Origin of the sequence: Sphingomonas ginsenosidivorax (assembly GCF_007995065.1) — a bacterium.
Taxonomy (GTDB): Bacteria; Pseudomonadota; Alphaproteobacteria; order Sphingomonadales; family Sphingomonadaceae; genus Sphingomonas; species Sphingomonas ginsenosidivorax.
The window spans coordinates 2,976,791-2,993,415 of record NZ_VOQR01000001.1 but is presented as its reverse complement, the minus strand read 5'-3'; the positions used below and the strand labels follow the sequence as shown (position 1 = coordinate 2,993,415).

Sequence of the window (16,625 nt, the reverse complement as noted above, 5' to 3'; positions counted from 1 at the left end):
GCGCAACATAGTGCGCGTCAATCCCCGGCGCGACGCAAGAAACGCCTTGTGCACCGCAATACCCACTGTCATCTATTTACCACCGTTGAAAAGACCCCTCTCGGACTCCGGGCGAGAAGAGGCGGCGTTCGCGGGATGCAGGGCGGACATCGACTTCCGGTTTCGAAAGGGAAACGATGCGCTTCTCCACTCTACTGCTCGGCGGCATCGCGCTCGCCGCCGCCACCCCTGTGTTCGCGCAGGATTCCGCTCCGCCCAAGCCGATCACGGTGACGGGGTCGGTCGGGCTCGTCAGCGACTATCGCTTCCGCGGCGTGTCGCAGTCGGACGAGAACCTGGCGATCCAGGGCGGCCTGACCGCGACGCATGAAAGCGGCCTCTATGTCGGCACCTGGGGGTCGAACCTCGCCGGATGGGGCACGTTCGGCGGCGCCAACATGGAGCTCGACCTCATCGCCGGGTTCAAGCTGCCGGTCGGCGGCGGGTCGCTCGACGTCGGCGCGACCTGGTACATGTACCCGAACGGCTTCGACAACACCGACTTCATCGAACCCTATGCCAAGCTGTCGGGCACTGCAGGGCCGGTCAACCTGACCGCAGGCGTCGCCTTCGCGCCCAAGCAGGAGGCGCTGGGCCCGTGGTATTCGAACGGCACGTCGGCGGCGAACGGCGTCTATGACCGGCCGGGCGCCAAGGACAGCAACCTGTATCTGTGGGGCGACGTCAGCAGCGGCGTGCCGGGTACCGGGCTGACCGTGAAGGGCCATATCGGCTATTCGAACGGCAACAAGGGCCTCGGCCCGTTCGCGACCAGCGTCGCGCCGACCGGCGAATATTTCGACTGGCTGCTCGGCGCGGACTACACGATCCCGAGCACGCCGCTGACGCTCGGCGTGGCGTATGTCGACACCGACATCGGCCGCGGCGAATCGGCCTATCTGCAGCCGAGCTTCAGCGAGGGGCAGGACGGCACCGGGTCGATCGCGAACGGCAAGGTCGTGGTGTCGCTGACCGCGGCGTTCTGATCCGCGCCTATCCGTCATCCCGGGTTTGGCCCGGGATCCAGGGTTCGGGCGGTGCCGCCTGGGGCCCTGGATCCTGACTTTCGTCAGGATGACGAACACGAAAAAGGGCGGCCCCGCGAGGGATCGCCCTTTTTGTTTGGGTAAGACCCGATCAGTTCGCGGTGGTGCGGGCGTCCTGGCCGTCGCCTTCGGGCGCGGCGACGATGTCGCGCGTCGTCGATCCCTTGTCGACGACGGTCGTGCCGGGATCGCCGACGCTCGAGCGGATGCCGGGGTCGTCCGAATCGTCGCCCGCCGCGTTGATCGTCGAACGTTCGCTGGCGCTGCGCGGCGCGGCGCCGCCGAACAGCGCGTCGAGCGTCTGCGCGTTGGCGGCGGTGTCCTGCGGGCGCGCGGCGCCGGGCTGCGGCGGGACCAGGCTGAAGTCGGGCGGGATCACCAGCGGTGCCTGGCGTGCGACGGCGAACTCGTCGGGGCGTGCGCGGTCGAGGCTGCGACCCGCGCCGCAACCGGACAGCAGGGCGACGCTCGCGAGGCCGGCGGCCAGGGGCACAAACTTACGCATGGGACTTCTCCACAGGGGGCTTCTCGCGCACGAGAAGGGCTCGAACAAGCAGGACGAGCACGCCGACCGTAATCGCTGCGTCGGCGACATTGAAGACCAAAAACGGACGCCAGTCGCCGATATGCAGGTCGCAGAAGTCGACGACATAGCCGAGCCGCGCGCGGTCGAGGATATTGCCGAGCGCCCCGCCCAGCACGAAGCCCAGCGCAATCTGGTCCGCGCGGTTCTTCTCGCGCGTCATCCAGATCGCGACGCCGACCGAGATCGCGCCCGTCAGCGCGATCAGCGCCCAGCGCGTGAGGTGACCGTCGGCGGGCAGGAGCCCCAGCGAGATCCCGATATTGGGCACGAAGCGCAGGTCGAAGAACGACGTGATCGTCGTCGCGTCGCCGAGCGAGTCGATCCCGAGGCTCTGCGTGACGACGAACTTGCTGAGCTGGTCGGCGATGAACAGAGCGATCGCAGTGGCGATCCCGGCGCGGGGCAGGTTACGCATCGCCGACCACGCTTTCACAGCGGTTGCAGAGCTCGCCGTCGGTCTGCACTTCGGGCAGGTGCCGCCAGCAGCGGCCGCATTTGTGGAACGCGGTGCGAGTCACCGACAGGTCGCCCTCGGTCACCTTGGCGACGATGAACGCCTCGGTCAGACCGGCGGCGTCGAGCGGCATGCTCGGCACGCCGACCTCGGCCTCGAGGCTCGATCGCACCGTCTTCTCGCGGCGCAGCGGCTCGATCGCCTCGGTCACGCGCTCGCGCAGCGCGCGGATCTCGTGCCATTTCGCGCCGTCGACCTCGACCGTCGGGAGCAGTGGCCATTCGAGATAATGGACCGATCCCTCGTCGCTCGGGAAGCGGGCCTGCCACACCTCCTCGGCGGTGAAGCAGAGGACGGGCGCCGCGTAGCGGACCAGCGCGTGGAACAGCACGTCGAGCACCGTGCGGTACGACCGGCGCTTGATGTCGCCGGGCGCGTCGCAATAGAGGGAATCCTTGCGGATATCGAAGAAGAAGGCCGACAGGTCTTCGTTCGCGAAGTCGGTGAGCAGCCGGGTGTAGCGGTTGAACTCATAGCCTTCCGCCGCCTGGCGCAGCTCGGTGTCGATCATGTCGAGGCGGTGGAGCACGTAGCGCTCGAGCTCCGGCATGTCGGCGACCGCGACCCGTTCTGACTCCTCGAAGCCGTCCAGGGCGCCGAGCATGTAGCGGAAGGTGTTGCGCAGTTTGCGGTACGCGTCGCTGGCGGTGGCGAGGACTTCCTTGCCGATCTTCACGTCGTCGAAATAGTCGGTCGAGGCGACCCACATGCGCAGGATGTCCGCGCCGCTCTCGCCGATGATCTTGAGCGGGTCTACGACGTTGCCGAGCGACTTCGACATCTTCCGGCCCTGGCCGTCGAGCGCGAAGCCGTGCGTGAGGACCGCGTCGTACGGCGCACGACCGCGGGTCCCGCAGGATTCGAGGAGGCTCGACTGGAACCAGCCGCGATGCTGGTCGGAGCCTTCGAGATAGAGGTTGGCGCGCGTGCCTTCGCCGTAGCGCGCCTCGACGGTGAAGACGTGCGTGCAGCCGGAGTCGAACCAGACGTCGAGGATGTCCTTCACGACCTCGTAATCGGCAAGATCGTAGTCGGGGCCGAGCAACGCCTGGTGGCCGTCGGCGTACCAGGCGTCGGCGCCGTGTTCGCGGAAGGCCGCGACGATGCGCGCGTTGACCGCGGGATCGTTGAGGTACTGGCCGGTCGCGCGGTCGACGAACAGCGCGATCGGGACGCCCCAGGCGCGCTGGCGGCTGATGACCCAGTCGGGGCGGCCCTGCACCATCGAGGTGATGCGGTTTTCCGCGCGGGCGGGGATCCAGGTGGTGGCGGCGATCGCGTCGAGGGCGATTTCGCGGAGGGTGGCGCCGTTATCTGCTCCCCTCCCGCTCGCGGGAGGGGTTGGGGGAGGGCTTGTTCCGGAAAGGGACGCGTCGTTGGACAGGCCCTCCCCTAACCCCTCCCGCAGGCGGGAGGGGGACTCTGTTTCGCTCCGGTCCATCGGGATGAACCATTGCGGCGTCGCGCGGAAGATCACCTTGGCCTTGGAGCGCCATGAATGGGGGTAGCTGTGCTTGAAGTCGTCGCTCGCCGCGAGGAGGGCGCCGGCTTCGCGCAGATCCGTGCAGATCGGACCTTCCGCGCTGACGAACTTCTTGTTGATGACCGAGCCCTGGCCGCCGAGCCACGCCCAGTCGGCGCGGTACATGCCAGCGCCGTCGACCGCGAAGACGGGGTCGATGCCGTACTGCTTGCAAAGTTCGAAATCGTCCTCGCCATGGTCCGGAGACATGTGGACGAGACCGGTGCCCGCGTCGGTCGTGACGAAGCTGCCCGGGAGGAACGGGCGGGGTTTCGCGAAGAACCCGCCGAGCGCGTGCATCGGGTGGCGTGCGGTGGCGTCGGCGAGGTCCGAACCCTTCCCGCGCCAAAGGATGGCGGTGCCACCCTCTTCTCCGTCACCCCGGCGGACGCCGGGGCCCACCTTGCCAAGGTCTCCGTCGTGGATAAGTGGGTCCCGGCTTCCGCCGGGATGACGGGAGGGTAGGGTACGGGCAAAGAAGCTGTCGATCAGCGCGTCTGCGATCAGGAGCCGGTGATCGCCGTCCGCGACGAGGACATACTCGATGTCCGGCCCATAGCTCAAAGCCTGGTTCACCGGGATCGTCCACGGCGTCGTCGTCCAGATCACCGCATGCGCGCCGACCAGTTCGGGGGCGTTCGGCGCCTCGACGATCTCGAACGCGACGTCGATCTGGGTCGAGACGATGTCCTCATATTCGACCTCGGCCTCGGCGAGCGCGGTCTTCTCGACCGGGCTCCACATCACCGGCTTGGCGCCGCGATAGAGCTGACCGCTCTCGGCGAACTTCAGCAGCTCGCCGACGATCGCGGCCTCGGCCTCGTACTTCATCGTGAGGTACGGGTCGGCCCAGTCGCCCATCACGCCGAGGCGCTCGAACTCCGCCTTCTGCACGTCGACCCATTTCTCGGCATAGGCACGGCATTCGGCGCGGAACTGGTCGACGGGGACGTCGTCCTTGTTGAGCTTCTTCGCGCGATAGGCTTCCTCGACCTTCCACTCGATCGGCAGGCCGTGGCAGTCCCAGCCGGGGACGTAGGGCGCGTCCTTGCCCATCAGCGACTGCGAGCGGACGATGATGTCCTTCAGGACCTTGTTCATCGCGTGGCCCATGTGGATGTCGCCGTTCGCGTAGGGCGGGCCGTCGTGCAGGATGAACCGCTCGCGCCCGAGCCGCTGTTCGCGCAGCCGGTCGTAGAGGCCGAGCTTGGCCCAGCGCTCGAGGATCGCCGGCTCCTTGGCGGCGAGGCCGGCCTTCATCGGGAAGTCGGTCTTCGGCAGGAAGACGGTGTCGCGGTAATCGCGGGCGGGGGCGGGCGTGGGAGCGTCGGTCATGAGGGCCGGGCTTTACCCGCGCTGTCGGTCTTACACAAATGGGGAAGATGGGTTCACGCGGAGGTGCGGAGACGCGGAGGTTTGCGCGTCGCCATCCCCGCCCATTTCGTCATCCCAGCGCAGGCTGGGATCTCGTGCGGCGAGCGCGCGGCTGATGGAGGGAGACCCCAGCCTTCGCTGGGGTGGCGGTTTGGGGGCTGGGGTGACGGTTTGGGGGCTGGCGTGACGGTTTGGGCGCTGGCGTGATGGCTTGAGGCAGGCATGGCGGTTTCGGCCGCCTCACCGCCTATTTGAGGATTTCGCGCGCGCGTGCGCAGTCGGCGTCCATCTGCGTCGTCAGTGCGTCGAGGCTGTCGAACTTGGCTTCGGGGCGGAGATAGTCGATCAGCGCGACCTCGATCGTCTGTCCATACAGGTCGCCCGCGAAGTCGAAGAAGAAGGGTTCGAGCAGTTCCTTGGGTGGGTCGAAGCTCGGGCGGATGCCGAGGTTCGCAGCGCCATTCAGGATGCGTCCGTCGTCGAGGCGGCCGGTGACCGCGTAGATGCCGTAGGCGGGGCGCAGATACTTGCCCATGTCGATGTTCGCGGTCGGATAGCCGATCGTGCGGCCGACCTTGTCGCCGTGCTGGACCACGCCCTGAATTGCGAACGGCCGCGTTAGCAGGCGGGTAGCGGTCGCCATGTCGCCGGCGCGGAGCGCGTCGCGGATGCGGGTAGAGGAGACCGTCTCGCCGTCGAGCGCGACCGGACCGACGGTTTCGGCGCGAAAGCCGTGGACGGGGCCGCGCGCGGCGAGCGTCGCGACGGTGCCGCCCTTCGCCTTGCCGAAGGTGAAGTCCTCGCCGGTCACGACGCCGGCGATCTGCAGCGCGCGTTCGAGGCGTTCGGCGATGAAGTCCTCGGCGGTCAGGCCGGCGAGGTCGCCGTCGAAGTGGAACACGATCATCGCATCCGCGCCGGCCTCGGCGAACAGCCGCTCGCGCTGGTCGAGCGTGGTCAGGCGGAACGGGGGCGTGTCGGGGCGGAAATGGCGGACGGGATGCGGATCGAACGTCGCGACCAGCGCGGGGCGCCCCTCGGCCTTTGCCCAGGCGATCGCGCGCGCGACCGCCGCCTGGTGGCCGAGATGAAATCCGTCGAAATTGCCGAGCGCAACGATTCCCTTGGCGAGATGCGGGGGGATCGAAGCGCCCCCGTCGAGCCGCTGCATGGTCGCGGGCTATAGGGGGGTGGGAAGGGGGACGCTAGCGGCAGTGTGAGGCATCGCATCGCTGCTGTACCCCGGCGAAGGCCGGGGCCCAGTTGGGAAAGCTTTGGGAACGAAGCGTACCCCGCTGTTATTTCGGTTCCCCAACTGGGCCCCGGCCTTCGCCGGGGTACTGGAAAGGGGGCGGTTCAGCGCGTCAGCGTCACGAAGCTGTAGGCCGGGCGCTCGCCCTCGGCGGGGTGATCCTCGCGCGCGACTTCGGTCCAGCCGGTGAAGGCGGGGACGACCACGTCGCCTTCGGGTTCGCCGTGGACTTCGGTCAGCTCGATCCGGTCGGCGTAGGGGAGCATCAGCGCGAAGATTTCCGCGCCGCCGATCACCGCGACGTCGTCGCCGGCCATCGCGAGCGCCGCGTCTACCGAGTGCGCGACCTCTGCGCCGTCTGCGGTCCAGTCGCCGCGCGTCAGCACGATATGGCGGCGGCCGGGGAGGGGGCTCGGGAAGCTCTCGAAGGTCTTCCGGCCCATGATCATCGGCTTGCCCATCGTCAGCGCTTTGAAGCGCTTGAGGTCGGCGGGGAGGCGCCAGGGGAGCTGGCCGTCGCGACCGATCACGCCGTTGGTGGCGCGGGCGAGGTAGAAGGTGATCATCAGGGCGGTATGGCGGATGGGGCGAGGGGCGCCAAGTGTCGTGCTCGTCGCACCCCCCGATCCGTCACCCCAGCGCAGGCTGGGGTCTCGCGCGGCGAGGGCGCGCTTGAGCCTCGGGAGATCCCAGCCTTCGCTGGGATGACGGAAGGGGCGCGCATCCGGCCAACGGGGACGCGGGATCAGCCCGGCGCGTGTTCCTTCACATACGCCTCGGGGTCCTTGTCGACGACCTTGACGCCGTTGAGGTGGTTCGCCTCGAACGCCGCGAAGCGGACGCCGAGTTCGTGGCGTTCCTCTAGCGTCGCATGCTTGCGGAAGTCGGTGAGGCCCTGGCGCTCCTCCTCGGCGAGATGGTCGCTGTTCGCCTTGTTGCATGCGCCGACTGCTTCGAACCAGGCGTCCGAGCCGACCGGGTGCTTGTCGACCGCTTCGCCGGTATCGCGGATGTCGTTGTGATCCTCGATCGCGTCCTCGGTCTCCTCGGCGGCCGAGTCGGCGTCGTTGCCGCCGGTGCCGATCTTCATCAGGCGCGGGTAGAAGAAGCGTTCTTCGGCCTCGGCATGCGCATCGAGCAGGTTTTTCAAGCGGGTCCAGAGCGCGGAAAGCGCCTCGGTATCTTTGGCGTCGATCGAGTCGATCTGGGCGAAGAGCGAGCGCTGCTGCGCGTGTTCGTCGAGAATGAGCTGTGTGATGTCCATGCGCGTCCGAACCGCGCAGGCCGTCACGGGTTCCTGTTGCGATTCACTCTCGGGTCATTGGCGGGCCAGGCGCGGTCAGACTGCGACGGGCGCCTTGATGTGCGCTTGCGCGACGTAATCGTGCAGCACGAAATCCTCCAGCTCGTAGGTGTCGATCGACGGCGCCTGGCGGACGATCTCGAGCCGCGGGAGCGCGCTCGGCGTGCGGGCGAGCTGCGTGCGCGCCTGCTCCAGATGATTCGAGTAAAGATGGCAGTCGCCGCCGGTCCAGATGAACTCGCCGACCTCGAGCCCGCATTGCTGCGCGAGCATATGCGTGAGAAGCGCGTAGCTGGCGATGTTGAAGGGCACGCCGAGGAAGATGTCGGCGCTGCGCTGGTAGAGCTGGAGCGACAGCCTGCCGTTCGCGACATGCGTCTGGAACAGGCAGTGGCACGGCGCGAGCGCCATCGCGTGCAGGTCGCCGGGGTTCCAGGCGGTGACGATCTGGCGGCGGCTGGCGGGGTTGGTGCGAATCTGGTCAATCAGCTCGGCGATCTGGTCGATGTGCCGGCCGTCGGCGGTGACCCAGTCGCGCCATTGCTCGCCATAGACCGGGCCGAGGTCGCCGTTCGCGTCGGCCCATTCGTCCCAGATCGCGACTTTCCGGTCCTGCAGCCAGCGGACGTTGGTGTCGCCGCGCAGGAACCAGAGCAGCTCGACGATGATCGAGCGGAGGTGGAGCTTCTTGGTAGTGAGGGCGGGAAAGCCCTGCGCCAGGTCGAAGCGCATCTGCGCGCCGAAGACGGAGAGCGTGCCGGTGCCGGTGCGGTCCATCGTCTCGACGCCGGTCGAGAGGATGCGGTCCATGAGGTCGAGATACTGGCGCATGACGGCTGCCTAGTCCGGCCGGCGGCTGCCGCCAAGACGGAGATAGCTGGCCGTGCGCCGACGCGCGCGCGGGGCCATGCCGGTTCGTGCCGGATATATCGCCCCTCACGGACCTTGCGGCCGCCGTCGCGCTGTTCCGCACACTCGGATTCGCGCGGCGCGAGGTGGTGGGGCTCGCCTATCTTGGTCCGGAACGGAGGATTCTCGGGCTGCGCCATGTCGCCGGGCGCGGCGGGCGAGTCGACCTGGCGATCCGCGGGGTGGTGGGGGATGCGCTGGCGTTCGGCGCGACCGCGGTGGTGATGGCGCACAACCATCCGAGCGGCGACCCGCGACCGAGCGAGCGCGACCTGGCGTTCACGCGGGCGCTGGCACGGGGGCTGGCGATGGTGGAGGTCGAGCTGCTCGACCATCTGGTGATCGCAGGCGAGTCGGTGACGAACCTGCGGACATGGGGCTGACGGCGTTTACCGGGCGGATTTTGGCGCGTTCAGCCGGCAGGGGACGATCCCCTCCGGCTCGGGACGCCGCCCGGTCGCGCGGAACGTCGCCATGTAGCCGCCGGCGGACGGCATGTCCTCCATCGCGACCTGGGTATAGCCGACCGCGGCAAGCTCACATTTGAGCAGCGGCGGCGGGGTGCCGTGGTCGCGCGTCGGGCGGTCGGCATCGACGATCACGACCAGCCCGTCGGGTTTCAGCGACGGGCGCAGCCGCCACAGGAACTCGTAGGGCTGCGCGATCTCGTGGTACATATGGACCATCAGCACGCGGTCGAAGCTGTTCGGCGGCAATTTCGGGTCGTTTGCTTCGCCCAGCCGTACGCTGACGGTGTCGAGCCGCTCGCGCGCGACTCGCTCGGCGAGCTGGTCGCGGACGCGCGCGACGATGTCCTCGGCGAGCACGCGGCCGTCCGGCCCGACGCGCTGCGCGAGGCGGATCGTGTAATAGCCTTCGCCCGCGCCGATGTCGGCGACGGTCATGCCCTTGCGGATATCGGCCTTGTCCATCACCTCGCCGGCCTCGTTGAGCCGGTCGCGGGCTTCCTCGTTCGACCAGCGCGACGAGACGATCGACGCGACCGGGCGATCGGCGGCGGGGAAGGGGCCGGGACCCTTGGGCTCGCGCTTGATCAGCGGCTTGCTGCCGTCACAGGCAGCAAGCGGCAGCGACAATGCCAGGATCGCCGCGAGTCCGACGGCCAGCCTCAATCGACGTCCTCCACCTCGACCGCCTCGCCCGTGACGCGCTGCGACAGCGCCGCGGCCATGAACGCCTCGAGGTCGCCGTCTAGCACGTCGGACGGGCTGGTCGAGACCACGCCGGTGCGCAGGTCCTTCACCATTTGGTACGGCTGCAGGACGTAGGAGCGGATCTGGTGGCCCCAGCCGATATCGGTCTTGCCGGCATTCTCGGCATTGGCGGCGGCTTCGCGGATCGCGAGTTCGCGTTCGTACAGCCGTGCGCGCAGCTGGTTGTACGCCTCGGCCTTGTTCTTGTGCTGCGACCGCTGGTTCTGGCACTGGACGACGATGCCGGTCGGGATGTGCGTGATACGCACCGCCGAATCGGTCGTGTTGATGTGCTGCCCGCCCGCGCCGGATGCGCGGTAGGTGTCGATGCGCAGGTCGCTCTCGTTATAGTCGACCTCGATATTGTCGTCGACGACCGGATAGACCCAGACGCTGGCGAACGAGGTGTGGCGGCGCGCGGCCGAGTCGTACGGGCTGATGCGGACGAGGCGGTGGACGCCGCTCTCGGTCTTGGCATAGCCGTAGGCGTTCTCGCCCTTGAGCAAGAGCGTCGCGGACTTGATCCCGGCCTGCTCGCCCGAATGCTGGTCGATCAGCTCGACCTTCAGCCCATGGCGTTCGCCCCAGCGCGAATACATCCGGCTGAGCATCCCCGCCCAGTCCTGGCTCTCGGTCCCGCCGGCGCCGGCATTGACCTCGATATAGGTGTCGTTGCCGTCGGCCTCGCCCGCGAGCAGCGCCTTGATCTTGTCCTTGTCGGCACGCGCGGCGAGTTCGGCGAGCGCCTGGACGCCGTCGGCCTCCATCTCGGTATCGCCCTCGGCTTCGGCCATCTCGATCAGCTCGGAGGTGTCGGCGAGCTCGCTCTCGATCGCGCGCGTGGCCGAGATCGCCTCGTCGAGACGACGACGCTCGCGCATCACCTCCTGTGCGGCCTTGGGGTCCGACCAGAGCGCCTGGTCCTCGACGCGCGCGTTCAGCTCGTCGAGGCGGCGCAGCGCGCGGTCCCAGTCGAGGAAGCGGCGCAGCAGCGCCAGCGCGTCGTTGATGGTGTCGACATGTGCCTGCGCTTCGGCGCGCATGGGTATTCTCCAAAAACGGTCACCCGGGGCCGGGGTCTGGCGCGGCACGTGCGCGCCTTCCGGCTCCAAGATCCCGGCCTGCGCCGGGATGACGTACGTATATAGGTGCCGGGCCTAGTAGATGCCGCCCTGCTTCTGCAAGAAATCACTGTCGCGCGGCGCTTCCGCGCGCGGCGCCACCGGCTTGGCGACGACCGGCGCGATCGGACCCGAGCGGCGCGCGGCGCGGCGCGGCTCGCTCTCGGGCTTGAACGCTTCCCAGATCACCGCGGGCTTCGGATCGGACATGTTGGGCCAGGTGCCATAGACCGGACGGCCGCTGCCGCGATCGATGCGGACCATGCGGATGCCGGCGGGCGCGCGGAACGGGAGCTTCTCCATCCCCTCATACGCCTTGACCGCGAACTGCTTGAAGATCGGCGCGGCGAGCGTGCCCCCCTGCGCGGCGCCGCCCAGGTTCCGCGGCGTGTCGAAGCCGATGTAGAGGCCGCCGACGAACTGCGGGGTGCCGCCGACGAACCACACGTCTGTCGGACCGTTGTTGGTCCCGGTCTTGCCGAACATCGGCCGGTCGAGATCACGCAGCGTCACCGCGGTACCGCGCTGGACCACGCCTTCGGTGATGTGCACCATCTGGTAGGCGGTCAGCGCGTCGAGCACCTGGCGCTGGCGGGCGACCGGGCGCGGCATCGGCTTGCCGTCCCAATCGGGCGCGTTGCAGCGCTCGCACGGGCGCCAGTTCTCGGGCCAGATCACCTTGCCGCGACGGTTCTGGACGAAGTCGATCAGCGACGGCGGCCCGCCCTTGCCGTTGTTGGCGAGGATCGAATAGGCGTTGACCATCCGGCCGACCGTGGTCTCGCCCGCGCCGAGCGCGAAGGAGAGATAGGGGGCATAGTCGCCAACGCCCATCTTCTTGATGGTGGCGACGACCTTGGGCATGCCGGTCTGCGCCGCGGCGCGCACCGTCATCAGGTTGCGCGACTGTTCGATGCCCCAGCGCATCGTGTGCGGGCCGGCGCCGCGCGAATTGCCGAAGTTGCGGAAGCATTTGTTGCCGAGGCGGGCGCCCTGATAGACGCAGAACGGGCCGTCGACGATGATCGACGCGGGCGTCATGCCGTTGTCGAGCGCGGCCGAATAGACGATCGGCTTGATCGTCGAGCCGGGCTGCCGCATCGCCTGCGTCGCGCGGTTGAACGCCTGGATACGGTCGTCGAACCCGCCCTGCATCGCCAGCACGCGGCCGCTCGCAGGTTCCTCGACGACGAAGCCGCCGGAGATCTTCGGGATCGCGCGCAGGCCGAAGCTGCCGCCTTCGGGGGCGACCGCGACGATGTCGCCCGCCTCGAGCGCCGCAAACGCGGTGCCGCCCTTGCCGCGCACGGGCATCTGCGCGCCGGAGCGCGGCAGCGTGCCGGTCTCGCCATCGGCGAAGCCGATCTCGGCGGACCCGCCCGAGGTCGCGATCACGATCGCGGCGACCCAGTCGTTATAGTCGAGCGCGATGTTGGTGTTGAGCAGCGACTGCAGCCAGTTGGGCTGGCCGGCATCGTCGGTGACCATGTCGACGTGGCGGATCGGACCGTTCCAGCCGCGACCGCGGTCGAAGCGGATCAGGCCATCCCGAAGCGCTTTCTGCGCGAGGTCCTGCAGCCGCGTGTCGAGCGAGGTGCGTACCCACAGGCCGCCCGAATAGACGCTGTACGGGCCATCCTTTGCGTTCTCGCCGAACTTGGCGAGCAGCTGGCGACGCACTTCCTCGACGAAATAACCGCCGACGCTCTCGAACTTGGGGGTGCGCCGCAGCACCGCGACGATCGGTTCGGCGCGCGCCTGATCGTGCTGGCTACGCGTGATGAAGCCGTTGTCGAGCATCCGGTCGAGCACATAGTTCCGGCGGATCGTCGCGCGCTCGCGCGAGCGGACCGGATCATAGTTGGACGGACCCTTGGGCAGGATCGCCAGATAGGCCATCTGCGCCAGGTCGAGCTCGTCGAGCTCCTTGTCGAAATAGGCGTGGCTCGCTGCCTCGACGCCGAACGCGTTGCGGCCCAGCGCGATCTGGTTGAGGTAGAGTTCGAGGATCTGCTGCTTGGTCAGCGTATCCTCGATCTTGTACGCGAGCACCGCCTCGCGCAGCTTGCGCGTCGGCGAATATTCGTTGCCGATCAACAGGTTCTTGGCGACCTGCTGCGTGATCGTCGAGCCGCCCTTGGCGCGTCTGCCAGTGCCGATCTTCGACGCATAGTCGATCACCGCGCCGGCAAGGCCGGGGAAATCGACGCCGTGATGTTCGAAGAACGACTTGTCCTCGGCAGCGAGGAACGCGCGGATCAGCATCGGCGGATATTCGGCGTAGCTGAGCTCGACGCGGCGTTCGCGCGCATAGCTGTGGATCGGCGCGCCATCGATGCCGCGGACGTTGGTCGGCAGCGGCGGCTCATAGGTGCGCAGCGCATCGACCGAGGGCAGGTCGCGGATCACCAGCAGCCAGAAGGCGAAGATCGCGACGAGGCCGAGCGCGAGCAGCGCCAGCGCGGCCTTGACGAGTTTCCGGGACCAGACGCGCGCGAACCATCCGCGGGCATCCGCGATCGGGCGGCGGATCGGGACGGTCGAGCTGGGGGAAGGTTCGGATGCCATAGACTGGGCCGAGCGTTTAGCAGGTTCGGGGGCGCTTGCCAGCGGGGTTCGCGAAACGGCCTAACCACCCCGGCGGAGGCCGGGGCCCAGTCGGGGTACGGCGATAACGGAGGGCTGCGTGTCGTCACATCGGCCTTCCCAACTGGGCCCCGGCCTTCGCCGGGGTGGTGGAAGGGGGTGGGGTGGTGGAAGGGGGCGCCTTGCGATCTTCCGTTCTCCCGCGCAGGCGGGAGGCCAGGAGCCGCGAACGCGGCGCTCGGAACCCTGGGCTCCCGCGTTCGCGGGAGAACGTTGGTGTCCAAAGGCCCGACTTGTGGCAGCAGGCCCCGCATGACCCCCGTGCTGCCGATCCTTGCCGTTCTTCCCGACCTGCTCGCGGCGTTGCGCGATACAGCGTCGGCCGTGCTCGTCGCGCCGCCGGGTGCGGGCAAGACCACCGCGGTCGCGCCGGCGCTGCTCGGCGAGCCGTGGTGCACGGGCGAAATCCTGCTGCTGTCGCCGCGCCGCCTGGCCGCGCGTGCCGCGGCCGAGCGGATGGCGGCGACCGCGGGCGAGGCGGTCGGCGGGACCTTCGGCTATGCGACGCGGATGGACAGCAGGCGGTCCGCCGCGACGCGCGTGACGGTGATCACCGAGGGCATCTTCGTCGCGCGGATCCAGGCCGATCCCGAACTCGCGGGCGTCTCGGCGGTGCTGTTCGACGAGGTTCATGAGCGCAGCCTCGACGGCGATTTCGGGCTGGCGCTGGCGCTCGACGTGCAGGCGGGGTTCCGGCCGGACCTGCGGATCGTCGCGATGTCGGCGACGCTGGATGGCGCGCGGTTCTCCGCGCTGATGGACGACGCCGCGGTGATCGAGAGCGAAGGCCGCAGCTACCCGCTCGAACTGCGGCATGTCGGCCGCAACGCAGAACTGCGGATCGAGGAGGCGGTCGCGAGCGCGGTTCGGCTGGCCTTGTCCGAGAACGAGGGCGGGGTGCTCGCCTTCCTGCCGGGCGTCGCCGAGATCGAGCGCACCGCCGAGCGGCTGGCGGGGCTGCCCGAGACGATCGCGCTCCACGAACTCCATGGCAACCTCGACCCCGCCGCGCAACGCGCCGCGATCGCGCCGCAGCGCGACGGGCGCCGGAAGGTGGTGCTCGCGACCAGTATCGCCGAGACCAGCCTGACGCTCGACGGGATCCGCATCGTCGTCGATTCGGGGCTGGCCCGGCGTCCGCGCTACGACCGCGCGGCGGGAATGACGCGGCTCGTCACCGAACGCGCGAGCCAGGCGGCAGTGACGCAGCGCGCGGGTCGCGCAGCGCGGCAGGGGCCGGGGGTCGCGTACCGGCTGTGGGAGGCGGCGGCGACCGCGGGGCTGCCGCGCTACGATCCGCCCGAGATATTGGAGGCGGACCTGTCGGCGCTGGTGCTGGCGTGCGCGCTGTGGGGCGTCGCGCCGCGCGAGTTGCGCTGGATCGACCCGCCGCCCGTGGCTGCGACCGATGAGGCGCTGGCGCGGTTGGCGACGCTGGAAGCCGTCGATGCGGATGGGCGCCCGACCGCGCATGGGCGACAGATTGCGGGGCTGCCGATGCCGCCGCGGCTGGCGCACATGCTGATCCGCGCGGGCGAGCGGGGGCTGGGGCAGGTGGCCGCGGAGGTCGCGGTGTTGCTGGGTGAACGGGGGATCGGCGGCCCTGACGTCGATCTCGAGGCGCGGCTGCGGCGGTGGAAGACCGAGCGTGGGCCGAAGGCCCAGGCGGCGCGGGGGATGGCGGAGCGGTGGGCGCGCCTTGCTCCCCTCCCGCTCGCGGGAGGGGCTGGGGGAGGGCCTGTCGCAAATATAGCAGAGCGTTCCGACAGGACAGGCCCTCCCCCAACCCCTCCCGCAGGCGGGAGGGGAGTCGAAGTGGCCCTCGCCCTCGGCTTCCCCGATCGAATCGCGCGGCGGCGGGATGCGTCGGGGGAGACCTGGGCGTCGGTGGGCGGACGCGGGTTCCGGCTCGATCCGGCGTTGCCGCTCGCGCGGTCGGAATGGCTGGCGGTCGCGGAGACGCAGGGGTCGGCGGCGGGTGCACGGATCCTGTCCGCCGCGGCGATCGACGCCGCCACGGTCGAGGCGCTGTTCGCCGACCGAATCGAGACGCGGCGTACCGCGGTGTTCGACCCCGCGACCGGCGGCGTGCAGCCGATCCGCGAACGCCGGCTGGGCGCGATCCGGCTGTCGAGCGGGCCGGACAGCGGTGCCGACCCCGCGACGATCGCCGCGGCGCTGCTCGACGGTGTCCGCACCCACGGCCTCGCGCTGCTGCCGTGGAGCGAGGGCGCGCGGGCGCTGCGCGACCGTGCGGCGTTCGCGGGCGTGCCGCTCGACGACGCGACGCTGCTCGACCGCGCGGAGGAGTGGCTCGTGCCGTTGCTGGCGGGCAAGCGCCGGCTCGACCAGATCGGGTCGCTGACCGAGTCGCTGCGCGCCCTGCTGGGCTGGGATGCGATGCGGACGATCGACCGGCTGGCGCCTGCCGAGTTCACCAGTCCCGCGGGGAGCACGCATGCGATCGACTATGCGGCGGAGGGCGGGCCGCGCGTCGACCTGCGCGTGCAGACGCTGTTCGGGCTCGCGGTGCATCCGGTGGTGGGCGAGCGCCGCGTACCGCTCGTCCTCAGCCTGACCTCGCCCGCCGGCCGGCCGATCCAGACGACTCGCGACCTGCCGGGGTTCTGGGCGGGCAGTTGGAGCGCGGTCGCGAAGGAAATGCGCGGGCGGTATCCGAAGCATCCCTGGCCTGACGACCCCGCTTCGGCGTCGGCCACGCTGCGCACGAAAAAGGCGGATGCAAGGGCCGCCGGTTCGCGGTAGGGAGGCGTCATGCCTACCGCCCGTATCTTCCAGCGCCCCAAGAACGCCATGCAGTCCGGCAAGTACCGGACCGAATCCTGGCAATTGGAATTCGAGCCGTCCGAGCCCAAGCGGCCCGACCCGCTGACTGGCTGGGCCGGCAGCGGCGACACGCGCGACCAGGTGCGGCTGTTCTTCCCGACGCTCGTGGCGGCGATCGCCTATTGCGAGCGCGAGGGGTTCGACCACACCGTCGTGCCGGCGCCGGAAAAGACGCTCAAGCTGCAGAGCTACGCCGACAATTTCCGCTAACGCGGCGCGCGGGGGAGCGCGGACCGCCGCTCCTCTGGTCTG

At 69.2% G+C, this 16,625-nt stretch carries 14 protein-coding genes; 4 read left to right on the top strand and 10 right to left on the bottom strand.

Translation table 11 applies throughout. From position 1 onward, the window contains the following. The first annotated feature begins 176 nt into the window (after window positions 1–176). Window positions 177–1,025, top strand: coding sequence for a TorF family putative porin (locus tag FSB78_RS13625; RefSeq protein WP_147083153.1), 849 nt, complete (start codon window positions 177–179; stop codon window positions 1,023–1,025). Window positions 1,026–1,176: 151 nt separating this feature from the next. On the opposite strand, the gene FSB78_RS13620 is transcribed toward FSB78_RS13625, so the two are convergent. From FSB78_RS13620 to FSB78_RS13590, 7 genes are all read right to left on the bottom strand, one after another. Continuing rightward, entirely contained in the window at window positions 1,177–1,590 is a 414-nt protein-coding gene (locus FSB78_RS13620) for a DUF3035 domain-containing protein (protein WP_147083152.1), read from the bottom strand. Beyond that, on the bottom strand, window positions 1,583–2,086 hold the full coding sequence (gene lspA, locus FSB78_RS13615) for a signal peptidase II (RefSeq protein ID WP_147083151.1): 504 nt from the start codon (window positions 2,084–2,086) through the stop codon (window positions 1,583–1,585). Before lspA ends, FSB78_RS13620 begins: the two co-directional genes overlap by 8 nt. Next, window positions 2,079–5,042 carry an isoleucine--tRNA ligase gene (locus tag FSB78_RS13610; protein ID WP_147083150.1) on the bottom strand — a complete coding sequence of 988 codons (2,964 nt, stop codon included), beginning with the start codon at window positions 5,040–5,042 and terminating at the stop codon, window positions 2,079–2,081. The genes lspA and FSB78_RS13610 overlap by 8 nt, the downstream gene beginning before the upstream one ends. Before the next feature lie 286 nt (window positions 5,043–5,328). Further along, window positions 5,329–6,252: a bifunctional riboflavin kinase/FAD synthetase gene (locus FSB78_RS13605; RefSeq protein ID WP_147083149.1), complete on the bottom strand. Its 924-nt coding sequence runs from the start codon at window positions 6,250–6,252 to the stop codon at window positions 5,329–5,331. A gap of 185 nt (window positions 6,253–6,437) precedes the next feature. Next, complete coding sequence (locus FSB78_RS13600; protein WP_147083148.1) at window positions 6,438–6,899, bottom strand: dihydrofolate reductase; 462 nt, start codon at window positions 6,897–6,899, stop codon at window positions 6,438–6,440. 179 nt (window positions 6,900–7,078) lie between these two features. After that, complete coding sequence (locus FSB78_RS13595) at window positions 7,079–7,597, bottom strand: hemerythrin domain-containing protein (RefSeq protein ID WP_147083147.1); 519 nt, start codon at window positions 7,595–7,597, stop codon at window positions 7,079–7,081. A 75-nt stretch (window positions 7,598–7,672) separates the two neighbouring features. After that, window positions 7,673–8,467 carry a thymidylate synthase gene (locus FSB78_RS13590; RefSeq protein WP_147083146.1) on the bottom strand — a complete coding sequence of 265 codons (795 nt, stop codon included), beginning with the start codon at window positions 8,465–8,467 and terminating at the stop codon, window positions 7,673–7,675. Window positions 8,468–8,553: 86 nt separating this feature from the next. On the opposite strand from FSB78_RS13590, the gene FSB78_RS13585 reads away from it, so the two are divergent. Then, window positions 8,554–8,928, top strand: a complete 375-nt coding sequence (locus FSB78_RS13585) for a JAB domain-containing protein (RefSeq protein WP_147083145.1) — start codon at window positions 8,554–8,556, stop codon at window positions 8,926–8,928. A gap of 6 nt (window positions 8,929–8,934) precedes the next feature. Here FSB78_RS13585 and FSB78_RS13580 read toward each other — a convergent pair whose 3' ends face one another. From FSB78_RS13580 to FSB78_RS13570, 3 genes are all read right to left on the bottom strand, one after another. Continuing rightward, the gene (locus tag FSB78_RS13580; RefSeq protein ID WP_422396731.1) at window positions 8,935–9,672 is read right to left on the bottom strand and encodes a class I SAM-dependent methyltransferase; all 738 of its coding nucleotides are present in this window, start codon (window positions 9,670–9,672) and stop codon (window positions 8,935–8,937) included. A gap of 2 nt (window positions 9,673–9,674) precedes the next feature. Further along, complete coding sequence (prfB, locus tag FSB78_RS13575; RefSeq protein WP_147083143.1) at window positions 9,675–10,802, bottom strand: peptide chain release factor 2; 1,128 nt, start codon at window positions 10,800–10,802, stop codon at window positions 9,675–9,677. A gap of 114 nt (window positions 10,803–10,916) precedes the next feature. Continuing rightward, entirely contained in the window at window positions 10,917–13,448 is a 2,532-nt protein-coding gene (locus FSB78_RS13570) for a penicillin-binding protein 1A (RefSeq protein ID WP_147083142.1), read from the bottom strand. Window positions 13,449–13,778: 330 nt separating this feature from the next. On the opposite strand from FSB78_RS13570, the gene hrpB reads away from it, so the two are divergent. Further along, a complete protein-coding gene (gene hrpB, locus FSB78_RS13565; RefSeq protein ID WP_147083141.1) occupies window positions 13,779–16,292 on the top strand; it encodes an ATP-dependent helicase HrpB in 2,514 nt (837 codons plus the stop codon). Between the two features lie 9 nt (window positions 16,293–16,301). Continuing rightward, the gene (locus FSB78_RS13560; protein ID WP_147083140.1) at window positions 16,302–16,583 is read left to right on the top strand and encodes an ETC complex I subunit; all 282 of its coding nucleotides are present in this window, start codon (window positions 16,302–16,304) and stop codon (window positions 16,581–16,583) included. The last annotated feature ends 42 nt before the right edge of the window (window positions 16,584–16,625 follow it).